The organism is Acinetobacter pittii ATCC 19004 = CIP 70.29, assembly GCF_000369045.1.
Lineage (GTDB): Bacteria > Pseudomonadota > Gammaproteobacteria > Pseudomonadales > Moraxellaceae > Acinetobacter > Acinetobacter pittii.
The window spans coordinates 441,422-461,476 of the sequence record NZ_KB849790.1 but is presented as its reverse complement, the minus strand read 5'-3'; the positions used below and the strand labels follow the sequence as shown (position 1 = coordinate 461,476).

Genomic DNA, 20,055 nt, shown 5'->3' with positions numbered 1-20,055 from the left:
TATAATTATTATTTGGTTTCATTGAAGAGTTCGCGGCCAATCAGCATGCGGCGAATTTCAGAAGTTCCTGCACCAATTTCATAAAGTTTTGCGTCGCGCCATAAACGGCCAGCAGGGAATTCATTGATATAACCGTTGCCGCCTAAACTTTGAATTGCTTCACCAGCCATCCATGTTGCTTTTTCAGCAGCATATAAAATGGCACTTGCAGCATCTTTACGTAGGCTGCGGTCATGGTCAGCTTTATCACAGGCAGCACCAACAGCATAGACAAGAGCTTTACATGCCAACCAAGTTGAATACATATCGGCAAGTTTGCCTTGCATAAGCTGGAATTCACCTAAAGCTTGGCCAAACTGTTCGCGTTGATGTAAATAAGGAATTACCACATCCAGACAGGCATCCATAATGCCTAAAGGGCCAGCACTTAAAACTGCACGTTCATAGTCCAAACCACTCATCAGTACTTTTGTACCGTTACCCACGCCGCCGAGTACGTTTTCAGCAGGTACTTCTACATTGTCAAAGAACAGAGGGTAAGTGTTAGAGCCACGCATACCGAGTTTGTCTAAATGGTTACCGTGACTAAAGCCTTTCATGCCTTTTTCAATTAAAAAAGCTGTCATGCCTTTCGCGCCAGCTTGCGGATCAGTTTTAGCGTAAACCACGAGTACATCTGCATCACCGCCGTTAGTGATCCACATTTTTGAACCATTTAAAACGAAGTGATCACCTTTTTGCTCAGCACGTAATTTCATGCTAACAACATCAGAACCCGCATTCGGTTCAGACATCGCAAGGGCACCCACATATTCACCGGAAATCAATTTTGGTAAATATTTCTGTTTTTGCTGCTCGTTACCGTTACGGTTAATTTGGTTTACACATAAATTAGAATGAGCACCGTAAGACAAACCAATGGCTGCCGAAGCGCGCGAAATTTCTTGCATGGCAATAATATGAGCTAAATAACCCATATTAGCGCCGCCATATTCTTCAGAAACTGTCATGCCTAAAAGGCCCATATCTCCGAATTTTTTCCAGAGATGTGCAGGGAATTTGTTGTCTTGATCAACTTGTTGGGCAATTGGTGCAATTTCTTTTGCACAAAAAGCGGCTACCGAATCTTGAAGCGCAATTAAAGTTTCATCTAGACCGAAATTCAAGCTGCGTAGGTTCATGATATTTTCATCCTATTGGTTATATTTGTTGTCCATAAAATATTTTGTGGGTATTTGATAATTACCATACAATGATTTTTTGAAAAAGTGAATACAGATTCATAAAATGATTTACAATTCATTTTATTTGTTAGAGAATAAATTATGAGCTATAAACGATCATCTTTAATGCAAGAGCGGATGGAGCAAAATCGTAAATCGATTTTGAATTCAGCCAGAAAAATAATTTCAGAGGGAGGATTTAAAGACGCGCAAATACAAACAATTGCAGAGCAAGCGGGTGTATCTAGTGGATTGGTTTATCGCTACTTTGATAATAAGAGCCAAGTGCTGATTGAGGTTTTGTCCGAGGCTATTAATACAGAACTATTGGTGATTGATTCGATTACCGAAAGTGAGTTATCGGCAAAGCAGAAATTACACAAGGCGGTGGCAACCTTTGTAAAACGGGCACTGAATAGTCCTCAGCTTGCATATTCACTCATGTTTGAACCCGTCGATTCAACGGTTGAACATGAGCGTTTTCGTGTGAAGCAATTGATTAAACAAAGTATTAAAAAAATACTTGCGGATGGAAATGCAAGTGGTGAGTTTGTCTTGGACGATTTAAATACAGCAGCACTGTGTGTTGTCGGTGCCATGACCTATGTGGTGGTTGAACCCCTAGACCCAGCTCAAAATACAAAGTTTGATCATGCGCACAAAGACTATTTTTCAAAACAGATTGCTGACTTTTGTGTAGATGCTGTGCAGAAGAAATAGGGCATATAAAGGATAAACATTACAAAGTAGGCGGTTTGGAAAAGTAGTTGCAGTAACAACAATTAGATCAGGTAAGAAGAGAATTAAAAGAATCAAGGAGAATGATTCAATGCAACAAGAACGGTTAAGCTACGCCTCGGGACCAAGCACACAGCCCTTATTGGGTATGACCATTGGTGAACAATTCGATCAGGCCTGTTGGCAATATGCAGAAAAGGAAGCAATCGTCAGTTTCCATCAAAACAGACGATTAACCTACAAAGCTTTACAGGATGAAGTAAACGCTTTTGCGTGTAGCCTTTTAAAATTGGGATTAAAAAAAGGAGATCGCTTAGCGATCTGGTCACCTAACTGTGTGGAATGGACGGTAACCCAATTTGCAGCTTTTAAAGCAGGGATTATTTTAGTCAATCTAAATACAGCTTATAAAAGCCATGAACTTGAATATGTGTTGAATAAAGTCTCATGCAAAGGATTGATTATTGCTTCTCAATTCAAAACGACTGATTATCAAGAATTACTGACAAAAATTGCCCCTGAGTTAGCCAACAGTCCAGATAAAGTGCTCAGTTCAGCGCGACTGCCACATTTAAAATTTGTCATTAAAATCGATGATCAACAACATACGGGTATTTATCGCTTTAGTGATTTAGTTACTACACCAACTTCTGAACAGCTAGAACAATTAAAACAATTAGCGAAGCAACATCAGTTTGATGAAACCATTAATATCCAATTTACTTCAGGTACAACAGGTAACCCTAAAGGGACCATGTTGACCCATCATAATATTTTAAATAACGGTTATTTCGTGGGGGAAGGCATTCGTTTAACCCCTCAAGATAAAGTTTGTATTTCTGTGCCGTTGTTTCATTGTTTCGGCATGGTCATGGGGAATCTGGCATGTGTGACACATGGTTCAACCATGGTCTATCCATCGGCGGTATTTAATCCTTTAGAAACTTTAAAAGCGATTCATCAAGAACGTTGTACGGCAGCTTATGGCGTGCCGACCATGTTTATTGCCACTTTAGAACATGAACAGTTTAATGAATTTGACCTGTCGAGCTTAAGAACAGGCATTATGGCAGGTAGTCCTTGTCCACGTGAAATTATGCAACGTGTCATAGACCGAATGCATATGTCTGAAATCACCATTTGTTATGGTATGACTGAAACCTCGCCAGTGAGTGTGCAAAGCTCGGTAAATGATTCGATTGATAAACGAGTAAGTACAGTTGGGCATGTTCATCCGCATGTTGAAATTAAAATTGTCGATTTAGAAGGCCAGATTGTTCCGCAAGGAACTTTGGGTGAGCTATGTGTTCGCGGTTATTCAGTCATGGCTGGCTATTGGGGCGAAGAAGAAAAGACCAAAGAGGTCATTGATTCAGCTGGCTGGATGCATACGGGTGATATTGCCGAAATGGACCAAGATGGTTTTATTAAAATTAAAGGCCGTATTAAAGATGTGGTGATTCGTGGTGGGGAAAATCTGTTTCCAAAAGAAATTGAAGACTTTTTATATACCCATCCAGATGTGAGTGATGTCCAAGTCATAGGCTTACCAGATGCCAGATATGGTGAAGAACTTTGTGCTTGTATTATTTTGCATGAGCATCATCAAATTGATGAAGACAGCATTCGCCAATTCTGCAAAGAGCATATTTCTCATAATAAAGTGCCGCGCTATGTCCGATTCTTTAATGAGTTTCCAATGACAGCTTCAGGCAAAGCGCAAAAGTTTAAATTGCAGGAAATTATGCGAGCTGAACTTAACTTAACTGGAAATGTCTTTGATTAAAGAAGTCGAAAGTCAGGTCAAAGTGCAGCAAACTATAAGTTGAAAGGCAGTTTAAATAGAGGATAAACAAAATGGCAAAAGACTTTAATAGCCCAAAGGTAGTCGAAGGATATGACGAACATATTCGTAAATTAATTCCGGGTTATGAAGTGATCCATCAACAGGTGGATGCCATTTTGCAATCAGTGTTGCCGCCAAATGCTCATATTTTAATTGTGGGTTGTGGCACGGGGTATGAACTCGAATATTTACTTAAACGTCATCCAAACTGGAAATTTACAGCAGTTGAACCATCTTTGACTATGCTGCAAAAAGCTCAGGAACAGGTTGAACTTTTAGATAAATCTTCTCAAGTCACCTTTGTTCACGGTGAAACGTCAGCTTTACCTCTTGAGAATTGCTTTGATGCTGCACTTTCTATTCTCGTAGCTCATTTTATTGCAGATGACATAAAACCTGTTTTTTTTAAGGGTATTTATGATCGCTTAAAAGAAAAAGCGATTTTGCTGACCTACGATTTAATGAGGTGTGTAAATCCACAGCATCTTCAAGCTTTACGTTATTTATGTTTGGCACAAGGCTTAACAGAAGAACAATGTCAAAAAATGTTAGAGCGTATGGCGCAAGACTTTTTTAGCCTAACCACTGAAGGATATATAAAACTTTTAGAAAAAACTGGTTTTGAAAGTGTGCATCCTTATACGCAAATTTTGACGTATCAAGGGTTTATTGCAAAAAAATAATGGATTTGGGAAAGCATTAATACGGATATAAAACCTGCATATTCTCAATGAGGACGAGAATATAAAAACTGAAAAAAATTAGAAGATTTAGCTTTACTTAAAACAAATTAAAAGTGGTTTTCAGGCTGCTTTAGGGAGGTTTTGTCTAAAAAATATGATCGAAGGTTTTTCTTGTGAAAGAAAGACAAATTTTAAGCACCTATTTTAGATGGGTACATAACAAAAAGGATGTCGAGATCTTTAAGTCGAATTAAAGATCAAAAGGAAAATTTCATGATGAAAGTTTTAAATACAACGGTTCAAAAAAGCCTGTTGGCTGCTTCTGTGACTCTGCTTGTGTCCTCGGCTTTTGCAGGTCAAACAGATCCTGAAATAGCACAACTTCGCCAAGAAGTGAAAGAACTTCGGGCTATGTTACAAGCCAATATGCAGGTGCAAAAATCTTTATCGCAAGGACGAGTGGAGCTAGCAACTTCTGCAACGCCCCAAGCTATTCAGCCTACAAAACAAGGGTTAACTAAGTCTGGCGCAGAATTTAACTTATATGGTTATATACGGGCAGATGCTTCTTATCAAATGAAGGGGGCATCTACCATGTATAACAATATTAGCGGTGTTCCACTTGAAAACACGCCAGAAGAATCTGCACAAAAAGACCAGTTGCACAGCACCGTTAATGTGACACGTTTCGGGTTGAATTTTAAAACCCCGACGGCCGCGGGTGAGGTGGGCGGAAAGTTGGAAATGGACTTCTTTGGCGCAGCCACTCGTGATCAGTTTCGGATACGCCATGCTTATTTAACTTTTGATAAATGGCTTATCGGTCAAACGTGGTCAACATTTATCGCACCCGAATATTATCCGGAAACGATTGATGCGGGCACATTTGTAGGCAGTGCATTGTTAAGATCACCGCTAGTTCGCTATAGCGATAACTTAACGGCAAATACAAGCTTTGCAATATCGGTTGAAGATCCGAAATATACTGCGAGCTCAGACCCAGATAATAAAATGCGTTTACCAGCGTTGGTAGGTCGCTTAAATCATAAATTTGCCAATGGCTCGATGTTGTCGGGACGTAGTTTTGTTGCCGAAAAGAGAACTAATCATGATGAGGAAGTCGCTTGGGGCGTAGGCTTCGGCGGTAAATACCAAATTACACCTGATACATTACTCAAAGCCGATTATTACCATGTCAAAGGAGATGGGCGTTTCCTACTATGGAGTAACAGCGGCTATGTAATAGATGATCAAAACAATATGCATAGCAATGAATTTGACACCGTTTCTTTAGGTATTACTCATCAATTTACACCGCAAATTCGCTCGACTTTAGGCTACGGCTATATGAAAGCCAAAGATGATAACCGTTTTGCCGAATTACAACGTAATAGCACTACCCAAAATAAAGAGCTTTGGCAGGGCTGGGTGAATGCACTTTATAACCCATACAAACCAATTACCTTGGGCGTCGAATATGTGTATGGCGAACGAGAAACTTTTGATGGACGTAACGGGATTGATAACCGCTTCAATATGATGGCGAGTTATGACTTTTAATTTATTCAATAAAACCTTGAATAATTTGTTTTTTCTTTAGGGTGCAGTATGTCGTTTTAAAAAATTGAATATGAATTTATCTCACAAAGGAGGTGAGTAAATGACAACATCTAAATTAAATGTAAATGAAGTTATTGATCAGGCCAGATTTACCCCTTTTCACTGGAGTATTTTACTTTGGTGTTTATTAATTATTATTTTTGATGGTTATGATCTGGTGATTTATGGCGTGGTACTGCCTTTGCTAATGCAAGAGTGGTCGTTAACAGCTGTACAGGCGGGGATGTTAGCAAGTACAGCACTATGCGGAATGATGTTTGGGGCAATGTTCTTTGGAACATTGGCAGACAAAATAGGCCGTAAAAAGGTAATTTTAATCTGTGTGACTTTTTTTAGTGGTTTTACCTTTTTAGGTGCTTTTGCATCAAGCCCACTTGAGTTTGGGGTACTTCGGTTCTTGGCGGGACTAGGCATTGGTGGGGTTATGCCAAATTTAGTTGCACTTACATCAGAATATGCGCCTAAACGTATAAGAAGTACTTTGGTGGGAAGTATGTTTAGTGGTTATGCAATTGGGGGAATACTTTCAGCATTGATCGGTAGTTATTTGGTTGAAAGTCAGGGGTGGCAAATTATGTTTTTAATTGCCGGTATTCCATTATTTTTATTACCTGTCATTTGGAAGTTTTTACCTGAGTCTTTAACCTTTTTAGTTAAGACGGGTAAGACTGAGCAAGCACAGCGCATTATTCAAAAAATTTCGCCTGAACAAAACCTAACGATCACTACGCAATTAGTGCTTAATGAAGATAATGTTCCAACAGGTAGTTCTGTAAAGGGATTATTTCAACAAGGCCGTGCTTTCAATACACTCATGTTTTGGCTCGTGTTCTTTATGTGCTTGCTCATGGTGTATGCCTTAAGTAGCTGGTTACCAAAACTCATGCTGGCAGCAGGTTATTCACTCGGAAAGAGTATTTTGTTCTTGCTTGCTCTAAATGTTGGCGCAATGATCGGTTCAATCGGCGGCGGTATTTTGTCTGATAAATTCCATTTAAAACCGGTAATTATGGGAATGCTACTGGCGGGAGTTTTAGCTTTAGTCGGTTTAGGCCTTAAGTCACCCGCCTATGTTTTATATGGTTTGGTGACCGTTGCAGGAGCTGCAACGATTGGTACTTCAATTCTTCTTTATAGCTATGTTGCACAATATTATCCACTAAGTGTGCGTTCTACTGGGATTGGCTGTGCCTCTGGTGTAGGTCGAATTGGGGCTATTGTTGGACCTATCTTAACGGGCCTGTTATTGGGTTTAGAGTTACCACATAAGATGAACTTTGTGATGATCGCAATTCCTGCAATTTTAGCGCTTTTCGCCGTCATGGTTTTAAGACGATATGCAGCTGAAAAACAGCCTATTACACCAAAACTTAATGTCGAGTTAGAGGGGAATTAATCCATATTGATACAGGTAGGAAGCAAATTCCTACCTGTATCTAGACATTAATTATGGAGTAACTGGTTTACATCAACCAGATTTGCCATTTGTTGATTCCCACGGTCATTCGGATGTAAATGATCTCCCGAATCATAAATTGGATTTAATCGGTCAGGATGCTTAGGGTCTTTTAAACCTCGCTCAAGATCAAGTACGCCGTCAAATGTATGGCTGGTTCTGATCCAGTGATTAATGCGCTGACGTAATTCATCTTTATTCGGTTGATAGTAGTTATCAAGAGGAGTATTTGGTAAAGCTCCTGAAAATGGTAATAAGGTTGCTCCAATCACTTGAATACCTTGGCGATGTGCTTCATCTACAACACGTTTATAACCTTGAGTAAGTGCTTCAAAAGTCGGTATTTGTTGTTTAGGTGCAAAAGCAGTACCGGGCCATGAAATATCATTAATACCCACCAGAACAATTAATGTTTTCACACCTGAATATTGAAATATTTCTTTTTTCAAACGATCTAAAGCACTGTCACCCATACCGTCTGTGAGTAGTCGATTTCCTGAAATTCCACTGTTAATGACCGCGACTTGATGTGGCGATAAGCGCTTAGCTAAAAAGTCGGTCCATCGAGTATTTGCGTCTAGAGTTGCAGTTGCACCATCGGTAATTGAGTCGCCAATGACTGCAACAACATGGGCTTTACGCTTTGGTTTTACTTCGATAGACGATAATAATAATCGTGCGGTTGTTTTTTTTGCACTGCTAGGCGTATTTAAGTTCGCGGTCTGGTTACCCGTAATGAGCCAACTGGTTTGTTTCGCATCCCAATGAAAAGTTTTAAATGTAGTTGGCCTTTGAATAAAGGTATTTACCATTAACTGCCCATGATCTGGAACAGGGAGCTGGATTGGATCACTCATCAGTTGTTTGCCTGGTAAAATTTGTGCTTTAAGCTTTCCAGAGAAATAAACTGGATAAGCACTCTTTGATTTAAGACTTTGTCCTTTGACTAGCCCCACGGTAGTTTTATCAATATAGAGCGGTTGATCGCTATATTGATTGGTAAAAACGAGTCTAATAGCTTCACCACCTAAACTAATTTGACTAATTTGTTTAATGGTCTGATTCGATATTTGATCTGGAATATTGGTCGGGAAAACGAAATCTTTATTCCAGACTTTTTGTGGACTAGCTGCCCAAGTGGTAACCCACTGGCTCTTTTGTACTTCTGCTTGTGCAAAGCTCGTAAATAAAACAAGAGAGAATAGGGCGGGTTGATAAAGTTTCATCTCGTGAACTCTTTAAAACGAATTAAAGTTATCTTGAAACAAATTGCTGGCTTGTTATAGCGACCTAAGCGGAATAAGATTTGTGAATGAAATTCATAAATAGATTTTGTTATGTCATATTTTGATATTAATCGGTCTGGGGAGTTGGCAATTTTTATTCGAGTGGTCGAGTTAGGAAGCTTTTCAGCAGTCGCAAGAGCTTGTGACATGACGCCGTCTGCTGTGAGTAAGTTAATTTCACGCTTAGAAAAAAGACTTGGCGTCAGACTACTGAACCGTTCAACACGCCAGTTTCAGCTTACCAGTGAAGGATGCCAATTTTATGAGCAAGGCATTCAAATACTTAATAATCTGGATGAACTAGAACAATCTGTTACTGCAAATCACATGCCGCAAGGGCGTATTAGAATTCATACCAGTCTTTCATATTGGACGCATTTTTTATTGCCTTGTATTTCTCTATTTAACGAGCGCTACCCACAAATAGAATTAGAAGCTCATTTGAGTGATGAAGTCATTAATTTAGTTGAACAAAGAATTGATGTTGCAATTCGCACGGGACCTTTGAAAAGCTCAAATTTGGTTGCTCGCTCACTCGGACGCACTCAGAAACATTATGTATGTTCACCTACATATATTGAAAAGAATGGTTATCCGCAGCATCCAGAACAGTTATACGAACATCAGCTTTTAGACGTAAGTTACCAACGTCAAAATAAAACGTGGCTTTTTAAAAAAGACGATCAAGAAATCACACTTGCTCCCACTAAGGTTTTAAGAATAAATCATGGAGAAGCCATCTTGCAGTTAGCGCTTGCAGGTGCTGGTATTGCACAGCTTAACCAATTCCAAGTCAAAAAAGCTTTAGAACAAAAACAGTTGGTCAAAATCCTTGAAGACTGGAATATCAAGGCTTCAGAAGAATTTCATGCTGTTTGGATAGGACATGATAAATATGTCCCTAAGCGCGTAAGGGCTTTTTTAGATTTCTTGGTAGAGCATGCAAAAGTTAGTTAATTGAGTCTTTTCTTGCGCTTAACTGACATTGGTGCATAGTTTCATTCATAGTTTCCACAAAGTGCATATTCGCATTAATATTTTGTAAGCTTACTTTGGGTAAGTTCTCTACAAACTGCGGCGAATAATGTTTTTCTAAAGAGTTATAAATACAGTTGCATTGTGAAAGTGCACGACCTGCCCAAACACAATGTGTATTAAATTCATTTTTACTGATAGACCTGCAACCTAATAAACTTATAGAACTTATTAATAGGGTGCAGATTAAAACAATACGATATAAAAAAAACATCATTATTGCTCTTCATTGGTTGTTGTTATCGTTAAGTCATGTTTATAGAAATTTTCTAGTCTTTATCGAGCGTTAAATATGGAAATATTTACTCTGAAAAGATAGGAAAGCAGAAACATAAAACTGTAGGATATTTTCTTGAAAATAGTTTCAGTTAAGTCGATAACGTGATGAAGAGTAGAAGAAAAAACACGATATAAAATAATAGTCATTAGAGACTCCTTGATGAAAGAAGTTGCGCCCAATCACTGCTATTAATTATGGTGGTGAAACGAAAGAGGGTTAGCAGACTGATACCTAAGAAACCAGCACACCCGAAGGTGTCCCACTCCCGTTCCTCCGTCAAAGGCACGAGGGGCTACACACCAAAAAACTTGTTTTTAGTGCGCTTAGGTAGACGGTCTGCTAAAACCGACTGACAAAATAGGTCAGCCGGAGCATCATAAGCTGAGCCTTAAAGCGGGTCAATTGCAAAAATAAAAGATTGGTTTATATAAACAAATATTAATATTTTTAAATTTTCATTAATAAAATAATGAGTTATTTAGAATTGAAAATATTGAATAATGGTTCAATAGAGGTTAAAAAATAATTTTTAATGTTTATATATCAAATATTTATTAATTGTTTATTTATATAGTGTTTGCAAGTAATGACTTATTTCAACATAAGTCAAAAAAGAGCGGGAAATTTTGATTTTATGAATATCATGTAATTAAATAAATAGCCGTTGCCAAATTTTAATTAAAATATCAATTGCAAGAAAAGTAATTTTTTAACATTTATATTATTTAGATTTTTACAAAAGCTTGCACAACCTACAAAACTTAAGAGAACCACAGCGGTAGGCCAACATAAGATAATGTTATTCATAAGCCTACATCTTAAGATTTATAAGGGTGACCTCAATGTTAAGAATTTTTTGTGCAGTGAGTATGGTAGTTGCAATCGCAATGGGTATGAGTGCCTGCCAAGATCGAAATTCAACAGATGATGATGGAACACATGGCTCGAATGACCCAGCAACTACTCAACAAATGGATAAAAACTCATAATTATTTCACTTAAGAAAACCTACATTTATGTGGGTTTTCTTATCGTTATTTTCTATAAAATATGTAACATAATAAAAAAAGCAATTATATAAAAATATAAAATTAATCAATAAATTAGTGTGTTATAGCCTTTATATTAATTTGTTGTTATTGAATTGTTTCCTCAGTAAATTATAGTTTCAAAAAATTAATAAAATAAACACAATAAATTACTTATATTCATCCAAAATTCATTTTAGTGAAAACAATTTTTAAAGGTAAGGATATGCCCCAGTACTTAAAAATAGCTGAGAAAATCTATCAAAATGTTAAGGAAAAAAAAGGGTTTGTAGATGATCCTATGGAAGATCTTAACAATTTAATGATTGAGCTTAGACATGAGATTAAGGGGACAAAACTTAAACTTTTATACAATTATATTGATTTTGCTGAATTGCTGATTAAGCCTCTTCAGGAATCTAAAATTAAATTAGATTTAAGTATTATTCCGAAGAGTAAAAACACACAAGAATTTGTATTGTGGCTTGCAGGTTTTATTGAGCGTATTACCACAGGTGGCCAAGAAAAGTTACCGCCAATTCGCGATAAAGTTGCATTACCTGCATATGCTTATGAAGAAACATATGCAGGTAAAGAAACTCCCGTGAATAACGGGGAAGAAATTATTGAATATTTTAAGAAAAACCAAAATTGATATTTTGTTTACGTACGGCTCAAGTTTATTGTTAGGCTTTTACGTTAAATAAATGGGAAAAACCAGTAACTTTAGTTAAGAGATAAGGTGGCGGTATGTTTGTATATTTTACTGATGGAACTTGCATTAATGACTCTGAAATTTATGGTGTGAAAGCTAAGCAAGAACAAAACAGATATGTAGTAGAAGTTACGATCAAACCAACACATACTCTATCTACAACGCCGGATGTACAATTTAAAAAAGAAATTTTTGATGATCCGCACCAAGCCAATCAATATCTTAGTAATAATTTTAATATGCCGCCGTTTTTCTAATATAAATACTTCAAATAATAAAAAAGCTTATTTCCCAGGGCCAATAGGAAATAAGCTATATGCTTTGGACCAATTAAGGATGTTACATGTCATCCCATGCATCTTTAATGGCTTGTTTTGCATGTTCCCATTTTAATCGGGACTCAGCTTTGAGCTCTTCCCATTTTTGTTGCAAGCTACCTTCCATCTCTTCAAACTGAGTTCCTTCTTTAGATTCTGAACGGGCACGATGACCTAGTTCATAAGCTGCAGAAAAATCACGATCATAATCCAGATCTGGCGTAGTTAATTGAGCTTCTTGATAATAAGGTCGAGTAAGATAACTTTCCCGCCAGCGAGAGTCAGAATAATTATGGTCGCCAGCTACAAGTTGAGCATGGTCTGTATTTTGATCTGTCATCAGTTTTTCCTCTTCTCTTATTTAATTTTATGCTTATGTTAAATTTAGGAAGGTGAGGCCACCTTCCTAAATAAAATGAATGACCGCATCAAATGACATTTAATTCAACAACGGATTAGCGTTGCTGATTATTGTTATTTGAGTTTTGTTGGCCTGAATCTTTTTGATTAGAGCCTTGTTGTTGGCGGCGGTTGTCATTTTGCTGTTGTTGCTGATTGTTTTGTTGCTGTTGATCGTTTTGCTGTTGGTTGCCTTGTTGCTGCTGGTTGTTACGGTTGTCGTTTTGCTGTTGTTGTTGCTGCTGATTGTTGCGTTGATTGCTTTGATTATTAGTAGTGCTCATCTTTAATTACCTCATATCATTTATGATGTGTGTTTTATCTGAGAGCTTCAGATAGGTTCATTAAAACATGAAAATTTTTAATGTGTAGCGTTGGGGTGTTACCCTATATTTAAATGTAAATTTAAAAATTAAATAAAACCTTGATTTCTATAAAATGTAATTTTAATGATTAAACATAATTAATATGAATATAGTTAAAATTACATTTGGGTACATAGAGGTTAAATAAAAACTATGATCATTTCTAAATGTGTATTTGTTATCTTTTATAAAAGAATTCTATTTTTTATTATCTGATATTATGCATTTAATATCTTGTGTAATGTAATAGAGTAATTGTATAAGCTTAAGGCTAGGAGGTCCTTTAAATATACGTCTAAAATTATAAAAATTATCTTTATAATAAATAGAATAAAAAAAGGTGCCTACAGGTTTTTCTTGAGTTTCTGAGCCTCCTTTTTTTAATAACCCGGTACAAGCGATATAAAGGTCGGCATGTAAAAGTTCTTTACCTTTTTTGATCATTTCTACAGTGACTTGCATCGACTCAGGTGTATATTTTTCAATGAGTTCAGGTGAAATGTGAAGTGTATTTTCTTTTACACGTAAGTCGTAGCTAACTAAGCTTCCAATAAGAATGTTACCAGAATAGGGGCTTAAAGAAAAACGGTAAGCGAGATAACCCGCCGAAGCACTTTCAAAAAAAGCGATTTTAATTTTTTCCTGTGCTAGTAATTTGCAACATGAGTTAAACATTTGTTTTCTCCCTAAAACTGTTTTAATTTATTTATAAAATTATTTTTAATTTCTTTTTGTTAAGTTTTTAGCCTTTATAATTTTAAAAGTAACTCAAATGTAAGTTTAGTTTGTTATTTATATATTTTTTATAAAAACAGATAGTTAAATTATTCTAAAGTTGAGAATGTAAGTTTGTGTTATTTTTTATGTTATTGAATTTTAATGATTTAAAAATATATGAGATTTCTTAATAACGTAATATAACAAAGATAGGCTGGGATTATAGTTTGGTTAAAGTATGGTAATTTATATCTCACTAAAGGAGAATAGAAATGCCTGTTGTAGTGAAAAAAAGATTATTAGACCTATTACAAGATAATCAACAGAACTATTACGAATTATTCGTTTTTTTCCTTGATCCTGATATTTCTAGTTTTGAAAAAGAGAAGAAAGCAAGAGATTTCCTTGTTAAAGAAATAGATAAAATAAATGAAAATGAAATAGATTTTCCTGCAACTATAAATACGGTTAAAGAATGGTGTGTAAATGACAATAAACAAAATTGTGAGTTATTTCAGGCTTATTTAAATCGTAGACAAAGTGGGGGTGAGAGAGAATACTTCCAGAATGTCGGTCAGGCATTTGAATTTTTAATTAAGGTCTCTCCAACTAAAAAGGTCGACGGTGCATGGCTCTATAGCTCAGTTCACTACTGGAACGATCCGGTTTTTCATGACCTTATTATTACCTATCTAGAAGAGCTTGGACTCGGTGAGCCGAAAGCAAATCACGTCTGTATCTATGAAGACTTACTGCGTAGTCTAGGACTTGATAGTTTTGACCTGCTTTTAGAGGATGAATACTATCATAATGCCGTGATTCAGCTGGCGCTTGGCTATGCTCCACCTGAGTTTATTCCCGAAATTGTCGGCTTCAATTTAGGTTATGAGCAACTGCCACTGCACTTACTCATTAGTAATTATGAGCTGGCAGAACTGGGTATTGATTCTAAATATTTTAATTTGCACATTACTATCGATAATATTGATAATGGACATGCAGATAAAGCAATTAAAGTTATAGAAAATATTTACGATAAATACAGAGATAAAGAAGCTTTCTTTAATAAATTAAAACGTGGTTTTGCTCTTAATAACCATGGCGTTTCTTCTTCAAAAATTATTAAAAATTTAAATCTTGAAGATTTAGTCCTTAAAATTTTAAAAAGAAAAGCGCTCGTGGGTCAGCTAATACATAACGAAACCAGACAGTTTGGATGCAAAACCATTAACCAATGGTTATCAAATCCAGAAGACGTTAAAGGCTTGGTTACACATCTCATTGATCACAAGTGGATTAAATTGAATACCGATCCTGAGCAGAGCGTGTTCTGGCGAATGATTAATGAAGAAAATGGAAAAATGTTTGGGGTATTTAACCCTGTAGAACGACAAATTATTCATGACTGGATTGCAGGTAGTGATCATTCTTCTAACTACTTGGCCTACAGCAGGGAGCTTAAGAATAGCCAGCGTATTCAAGATTATCTGTTTAGCTATATTTCTGATGGCGAACTGGATGCACTCCAAGAGCGTATACGTCAGACACCTGATCTTGCAATAAAAATATGCAAGCTGACTCCGTTTTTGGCTCCAGATTCACACCATAAAAGCATTGGGCTTTGGAGCACACGTAAATATGTCGAGCTCCTTTTTCCATATTTAAGTTCCTTTAACAAAACTAACTCTTGAAGTTTTTAATTCACCCCACGTTTAACTTTAAAACATAGGTAATGAACATGACTGATAATGTTAAATCAACAAATAAAACAAGTGAAATGGCTGGTGCTGACGCTGCAAATAAAGCCAATACTACCCAAAAAACTGAACAATTAGACTCAGTCAGAGACGATGCAACCAATGAAGCATTAACCACAAATCAAGGGGTTAAAATTGCTGATAACCAGAATAGTTTAAGAGCAGGTATTCGCGGTTCGACACTATTAGAAGATTTTATTTTACGAGAAAAGATCACTCATTTTGACCATGAACGTATTCCTGAGCGTATTGTGCATGCACGTGGCGTGGGCGCTCATGGTTACTTTCAGGCTTATGAAGGAAATGAGCGTTTAACAAAAGCAGGTTTTTTGACTGACCCAACCATTCAAACTCCAATTTTTGTACGCTTCTCAACAGTGCAGGGACCACGTGGTTCTGCTGATACGGTCCGTGATATTCGTGGTTTTGCCATTAAGTTCTATACCCAAGAGGGCAATTTTGATTTAGTCGGCAACAATGCGCCTGTGTTTTTTGTGCAAGATGGGATTAAGTTTCCAGACTTTGTTCATGCAGTAAAACCTGAACCAGATACAGAAATACCAACAGGAGCAACTGCACATGATACTTTCTGGGATTTTGTGTCTTTAGTACCTGAGTCAGCACACGCGGTGATTTGGGCTATGTCAGACCGTGCAATTCCACGTAATTTACGCTCAATCCAAGGGTTTGGGGTTCATACATTCCGTCTCATTAATGCCGAAGGAAAATCACATTTTGTGAAATTCCACTGGACCCCTAAACAAGGTTTAAGTGCGCTAGTATGGGATGAAGCTCAAAAGCTTGCTGGTAAAGATCCAGATTTCCACCGTCGTGATCTTTATGAAGCTATTGAAAATGGGGTTTATCCTGAATGGGAACTCGGTGTACAAATTGTTGAAGAAGAAGACGAGATGAACTTTGACTTCGACTTATTGGACCCAACAAAAATTATTCCTGAAGAGCTGGTTCCAGTGACACCAATTGGCCGATTTGTTTTAAACAGAAATGTTGATAACTTCTTTGCAGAAACAGAGCAGGTGGCTTTCTGTCCGGGACATATTGTGCCGGGAATTGATTTTACAAATGACCCGCTTCTACAAGCACGTCTATTTTCATACACGGATACACAGTTAAGCCGTTTAGGTGGACCAAACTTCCATCAAATTCCGATCAATAAACCTGTGTGCCCATTCCACAATAATCAACGTGATGGTATTCACCAGCATACGATTCATAAAGGGCAGGCTTCATATCAACCAAACTCAATTGATAATGATTGGCCAGCCGAAACCCCTCCTGCTGCTTCAAACGGCGGTTTTGAAAGCTATCCTGAACAGATTAGCGGACATAAACTTCGTCAAAGAAGCGAAACTTTTTCTGATCATTTTTCTCAACCGCGCCTTTACTATAAGAGCCTTGCGCCTCATGAGCAAAAGCATGTGGTCGATGCCTATACTTTTGAATTAAGTAAAGTGCAACGAAAACACATTCGTGAGCGTCAAGTTCAACAAATTTTAGCAAATATTGATCTTGACTTAGCACGACAAGTAGGCGCTAATTTAGGAATTGAAGTGCCTGATTTGACGCTAGATTATAAAAAAACTGCAGTTGAAAAATCGGCTAAATTATCTTTCTTGGCTTTCCCGCCCCAAGATATTCAAGGTCGAAAAGTTGCAGTACTTATTCATAATTTAGTGAAATCTGATGCATTAGAAGCGATGAAAAACTGGGCAATTAAAGAAGGGGTAACTCTTCATTTATTAGCGCCAAGCTTAGCTCCTGTAAAAGATCATCAAGACAGTATTATTACGGCTGATGGTATGCAAATGGCTGAACCTTCAATTGCTTACGATGCGGTAATCATTCCTGATGGCGATAACTTAAATGCCGTCATGCAAGATGGAGTAACTCGCCATTATCTATTAGAGGCTTACAAGCATTTAAAACCAATTGCGTTTTTAGGTAATAAATCTGATTTACTTGAACCGCTAGGTTTAGTTCCCGATGAAGGCACTCTAGTTGGAGATGAATTCCAGCCGATTGCTGAAAAGTTCAAAAACCTGATTATGGCTCATCGTGTTTGGTCACGAGAACCAATAGCTGCCCACATACCAGCTTAACAAACAAAAAGCCCTGAAAGTTTTAACTTTCAGGGCTTTTTTATATTTTAGGGATTAACCATTTACGATTTGACCGCCATTTACATGAATAACCTGACCTGTAATGTAACTTGCATCATCTGAGGCAAGAAAAAGATAGGCGGGAGCAACTTCACTTGGTTGTCCCATTCTTCCCATTGGGGTGTCTTTACCAAACTCTTTAACGGTTTCTGCATCGAAACTGCTTGGAATTAATGGTGTCCAGATGGGTCCTGGTGCAACACCATTTACCCGAATTCCTTTTTTCTGTTTCATTAAATTGTTCGATAAGCTACGCGTAAAAGTCGTAATCGCACCTTTGGTACTTGCATAATCAATGAGCTCATCATGGCCTTGATAGCTGGTAATACTGGTGGTGTTAATAATACTGTCACCTTCTTCCATATAAGGAATGGCTTCTTTAGTAAGATAAAACATTGGGAAAATATTAGTTTTAAATGTCTTTTCTAATTGCTCATTACTAATACTTTCAATTTCTTTTTGTTGATATTGCACACCAACGTTATTCACTAAAATATTAATTTTGCCGTAATGTTGTAGAACCTTATCAATATCGAGTTTTGCAACATCTGGGTCAGAAATATCACCTTTTAATAAAAGGCAATGTTGTCCTTCTCTTTCAACGAGTTGTTTAGTGATTTCGGCATCTTGATCTTCTTCGAGATAAAGTATCGCAATATCAGCGCCCTCACGAGCAAACAATACTGCGACAGAACGACCTATACCGCTATCGCCACCACTAATAACGGCAACTTTATCTTTTAGCTTATCGCTACCTTTATGGGTACTTTTTATTATCTCAGGTTCAGGATGCATTTTTTCCTGATCACCTGGTTGATGAGATTGAACTTGTGCGGGGGCAGATGTTGGATACTGGTTTGTTGAGTTTTCCATTTTTAAATACCTCGGTTGTAATATCTAATTTTCATATAGTGTGCTGTTACCGCGTAAATGTGAGTAAAATGAATTTTTTAATAAGTTATCTTTGTTATTTTATTTGTAAGGATGTAAAAAACTATTTTATATTTAAGGACTAAATAATATCGATTAACTTGATTTTGTTTTTATCAATCATGCTTTCAATAATAGATCTATTTCCTGTATCCTCTAACCAGTTTTCTATCGGTATATTATTAGATAAATCTAATATTTTTTTAATAATTTCTTTTGCTCCATCTATATTTTCTGAATTTTTATTATTTTTAATAGCTATATTATCTAGCAACAGTTTTATATCTTCATGTTCTATATTTTTTGATTTAATAATATATAAGTCTCTTTGGAAGGGATGACTTGCATGAGGTGGGTCTAATCTATAGCTCCATTCTTTGTCATAGTCCTGCCATGAGTTTTTGGACTTAATATGTCCTAGTAAAATTTCAGGGATAGAAATATGGATATATTTTAGAGCTGACTGTTGATTTTTTAATTGCATAGTTAAGTTACTCAAACCATCTTATTAAAAATAGTTTTAAATATTCATATTAATCTCTCAAGTAAATTAATTCTGAAAATGTAATGATATATGTTATTGTTTTTTAATTAAAATAATTGTTTGATTGTTATTTTCTCAATAGATCTGATGTTGTGTTAGTTTACTGTTTTGTACATTTTGAAATTTTTTGTTATCAGTTAATATATTTTAACTGTGTTTGTAAAAATATATTGTAGTGTGCCCTTAGGTAATAATGAGTATATCCAATATTTAAAGAGTAAAATTATTAATAATTAAAATTTTTTAAAATATTTTAAAAATAATATGTTTATAAGAAATTTCATTTTTTGATTGATATACATTTAAAAGGATTGATACATCACTTGGGTGGGAAAATATTATAGATATTCTATTGTTATTAAATCCGTTAACTAAAAGCGGTAGTGACTATAATTAAATATAGGAAGATATAACTATGGCTAATACTAGATATGAAGATGATGATAACAATAGAACAGGTACTTCAAATCGTGGATTTGCAAGTATGGATCCTGAAAGAGTACGAGAAATAGCCAGCAAAGGTGGGCGAGCTGCTCACGCGAGTGGTAATGCACATGAGTTTACCTCTGAAGAAGCTCGTGAAGCTGGCCGAGCAGCCCATGCAAGTGGTAACGCTCATGAATTTACGTCTGAAGAAGCGCGTGAAGCGGGTGCATTAAGCCATAAAAATGATGGCCGTAATGGTCGTGGCCGCGGTCGTGATGATGACGACGATGATGACGATCGCGGTAGCCGCTCAGGTGGTCGAGGCCGAAGCCGTTACGACGACGATGACGACGATGATCGCGGTGGCCGTTCAAGCGGACGAGGCCGAGGTCGTAGCCGTGATGACGACGATGATGATGACGATCGCGGTGGCCGTTCAGGTGGCCGAGGCCGAGGTCGTAGCCGTGATGATGACGATGATGATGACGATCGCGGTGGCCGCTCAGGTGG

20 protein-coding genes are annotated in these 20,055 nt (G+C 36.9%); 12 read left to right on the top strand and 8 right to left on the bottom strand.

Annotated features, from left to right (window positions below; all coding sequences use genetic code 11):
• Nucleotides 1-8 precede the first annotated feature (8 nt).
• Nucleotides 9-1,181 (bottom strand): isovaleryl-CoA dehydrogenase, encoded by a 1,173-nt coding sequence (gene ivd, locus F928_RS14790; protein WP_005076583.1) that lies wholly within the window; start codon nucleotides 1,179-1,181, stop codon nucleotides 9-11.
• 144 nt (nucleotides 1,182-1,325) lie between these two features.
• Here ivd and F928_RS14785 point away from each other — a divergent pair, with 144 nt between their 5' ends.
• From F928_RS14785 to F928_RS14765, 5 genes are all read left to right on the top strand, one after another.
• Nucleotides 1,326-1,943: a TetR/AcrR family transcriptional regulator gene (locus F928_RS14785; RefSeq protein ID WP_004793061.1), complete on the top strand. Its 618-nt coding sequence runs from the start codon at nucleotides 1,326-1,328 to the stop codon at nucleotides 1,941-1,943.
• Between the two features lie 109 nt (nucleotides 1,944-2,052).
• Entirely contained in the window at nucleotides 2,053-3,747 is a 1,695-nt protein-coding gene (locus tag F928_RS14780; RefSeq protein ID WP_005076578.1) for an AMP-binding protein, read from the top strand.
• Nucleotides 3,748-3,818: 71 nt separating this feature from the next.
• Entirely contained in the window at nucleotides 3,819-4,490 is a 672-nt protein-coding gene (cmoA, locus tag F928_RS14775) for a class I SAM-dependent methyltransferase (RefSeq protein WP_005076575.1), read from the top strand.
• Between the two features lie 276 nt (nucleotides 4,491-4,766).
• On the top strand, nucleotides 4,767-6,050 hold the full coding sequence (locus F928_RS14770) for a DcaP family trimeric outer membrane transporter (RefSeq protein WP_080632735.1): 1,284 nt from the start codon (nucleotides 4,767-4,769) through the stop codon (nucleotides 6,048-6,050).
• A gap of 100 nt (nucleotides 6,051-6,150) precedes the next feature.
• Entirely contained in the window at nucleotides 6,151-7,506 is a 1,356-nt protein-coding gene (locus F928_RS14765; RefSeq protein ID WP_005076572.1) for an MFS transporter, read from the top strand.
• 47 nt (nucleotides 7,507-7,553) lie between these two features.
• Here F928_RS14765 and F928_RS14760 read toward each other — a convergent pair whose 3' ends face one another.
• A complete protein-coding gene (locus F928_RS14760) occupies nucleotides 7,554-8,792 on the bottom strand; it encodes an SGNH/GDSL hydrolase family protein (RefSeq protein ID WP_005076570.1) in 1,239 nt (412 codons plus the stop codon).
• 111 nt (nucleotides 8,793-8,903) lie between these two features.
• Here F928_RS14760 and F928_RS14755 point away from each other — a divergent pair, with 111 nt between their 5' ends.
• On the top strand, nucleotides 8,904-9,809 hold the full coding sequence (locus tag F928_RS14755) for a LysR family transcriptional regulator (protein ID WP_005076569.1): 906 nt from the start codon (nucleotides 8,904-8,906) through the stop codon (nucleotides 9,807-9,809).
• Here F928_RS14755 and F928_RS22645 read toward each other — a convergent pair.
• A complete protein-coding gene (locus F928_RS22645) occupies nucleotides 9,802-10,104 on the bottom strand; it encodes a hypothetical protein (RefSeq protein WP_016806122.1) in 303 nt (100 codons plus the stop codon). The two genes, F928_RS14755 and F928_RS22645, sit on opposite strands and share 8 nt — an antisense overlap.
• A 905-nt stretch (nucleotides 10,105-11,009) precedes the next feature.
• On the opposite strand from F928_RS22645, the gene F928_RS22480 reads away from it, so the two are divergent.
• From F928_RS22480 to F928_RS14735, 3 genes are all read left to right on the top strand, one after another.
• Nucleotides 11,010-11,156 carry a hypothetical protein gene (locus tag F928_RS22480; RefSeq protein ID WP_002114459.1) on the top strand — a complete coding sequence of 49 codons (147 nt, stop codon included), beginning with the start codon at nucleotides 11,010-11,012 and terminating at the stop codon, nucleotides 11,154-11,156.
• Nucleotides 11,157-11,421: 265 nt separating this feature from the next.
• Nucleotides 11,422-11,850, top strand: coding sequence for a hypothetical protein (locus tag F928_RS14740; RefSeq protein ID WP_005076565.1), 429 nt, complete (start codon nucleotides 11,422-11,424; stop codon nucleotides 11,848-11,850).
• 95 nt (nucleotides 11,851-11,945) lie between these two features.
• Nucleotides 11,946-12,167 (top strand): hypothetical protein, encoded by a 222-nt coding sequence (locus tag F928_RS14735; RefSeq protein WP_002114549.1) that lies wholly within the window; start codon nucleotides 11,946-11,948, stop codon nucleotides 12,165-12,167.
• Nucleotides 12,168-12,249: 82 nt separating this feature from the next.
• Here F928_RS14735 and surA1 read toward each other — a convergent pair whose 3' ends face one another.
• The 3 genes from surA1 to F928_RS14720 form a co-directional block, all read right to left on the bottom strand.
• Nucleotides 12,250-12,567, bottom strand: coding sequence for a surface antigen protein 1 (gene surA1, locus F928_RS14730; protein ID WP_002114287.1), 318 nt, complete (start codon nucleotides 12,565-12,567; stop codon nucleotides 12,250-12,252).
• 115 nt (nucleotides 12,568-12,682) lie between these two features.
• Nucleotides 12,683-12,910, bottom strand: a complete 228-nt coding sequence (locus F928_RS14725) for a hypothetical protein (RefSeq protein ID WP_002114279.1) — start codon at nucleotides 12,908-12,910, stop codon at nucleotides 12,683-12,685.
• A gap of 279 nt (nucleotides 12,911-13,189) precedes the next feature.
• Entirely contained in the window at nucleotides 13,190-13,666 is a 477-nt protein-coding gene (locus F928_RS14720; RefSeq protein ID WP_005076563.1) for a CinA family protein, read from the bottom strand.
• A 314-nt stretch (nucleotides 13,667-13,980) separates the two neighbouring features.
• Here F928_RS14720 and F928_RS14715 point away from each other — a divergent pair, with 314 nt between their 5' ends.
• Nucleotides 13,981-15,399 carry an iron-containing redox enzyme family protein gene (locus F928_RS14715; protein ID WP_005076561.1) on the top strand — a complete coding sequence of 473 codons (1,419 nt, stop codon included), beginning with the start codon at nucleotides 13,981-13,983 and terminating at the stop codon, nucleotides 15,397-15,399.
• Between the two features lie 41 nt (nucleotides 15,400-15,440).
• Nucleotides 15,441-17,585, top strand: a complete 2,145-nt coding sequence (gene katE, locus F928_RS14710; RefSeq protein WP_080632720.1) for a catalase HPII — start codon at nucleotides 15,441-15,443, stop codon at nucleotides 17,583-17,585.
• Between the two features lie 54 nt (nucleotides 17,586-17,639).
• On the opposite strand, the gene yhxC is transcribed toward katE, so the two are convergent.
• Both yhxC and F928_RS14700 read right to left on the bottom strand, forming a co-directional pair.
• A complete protein-coding gene (gene yhxC, locus F928_RS14705) occupies nucleotides 17,640-18,518 on the bottom strand; it encodes an SDR family oxidoreductase (RefSeq protein ID WP_005076558.1) in 879 nt (292 codons plus the stop codon).
• Nucleotides 18,519-18,657: 139 nt separating this feature from the next.
• A complete protein-coding gene (locus tag F928_RS14700) occupies nucleotides 18,658-19,059 on the bottom strand; it encodes a DUF6367 family protein (RefSeq protein WP_005076555.1) in 402 nt (133 codons plus the stop codon).
• A 475-nt stretch (nucleotides 19,060-19,534) separates the two neighbouring features.
• Here F928_RS14700 and F928_RS22640 point away from each other — a divergent pair.
• Nucleotides 19,535-20,055: KGG domain-containing protein (locus F928_RS22640; RefSeq protein WP_005076553.1), on the top strand; the 521-nt coding region annotated here is incomplete at its 3' end.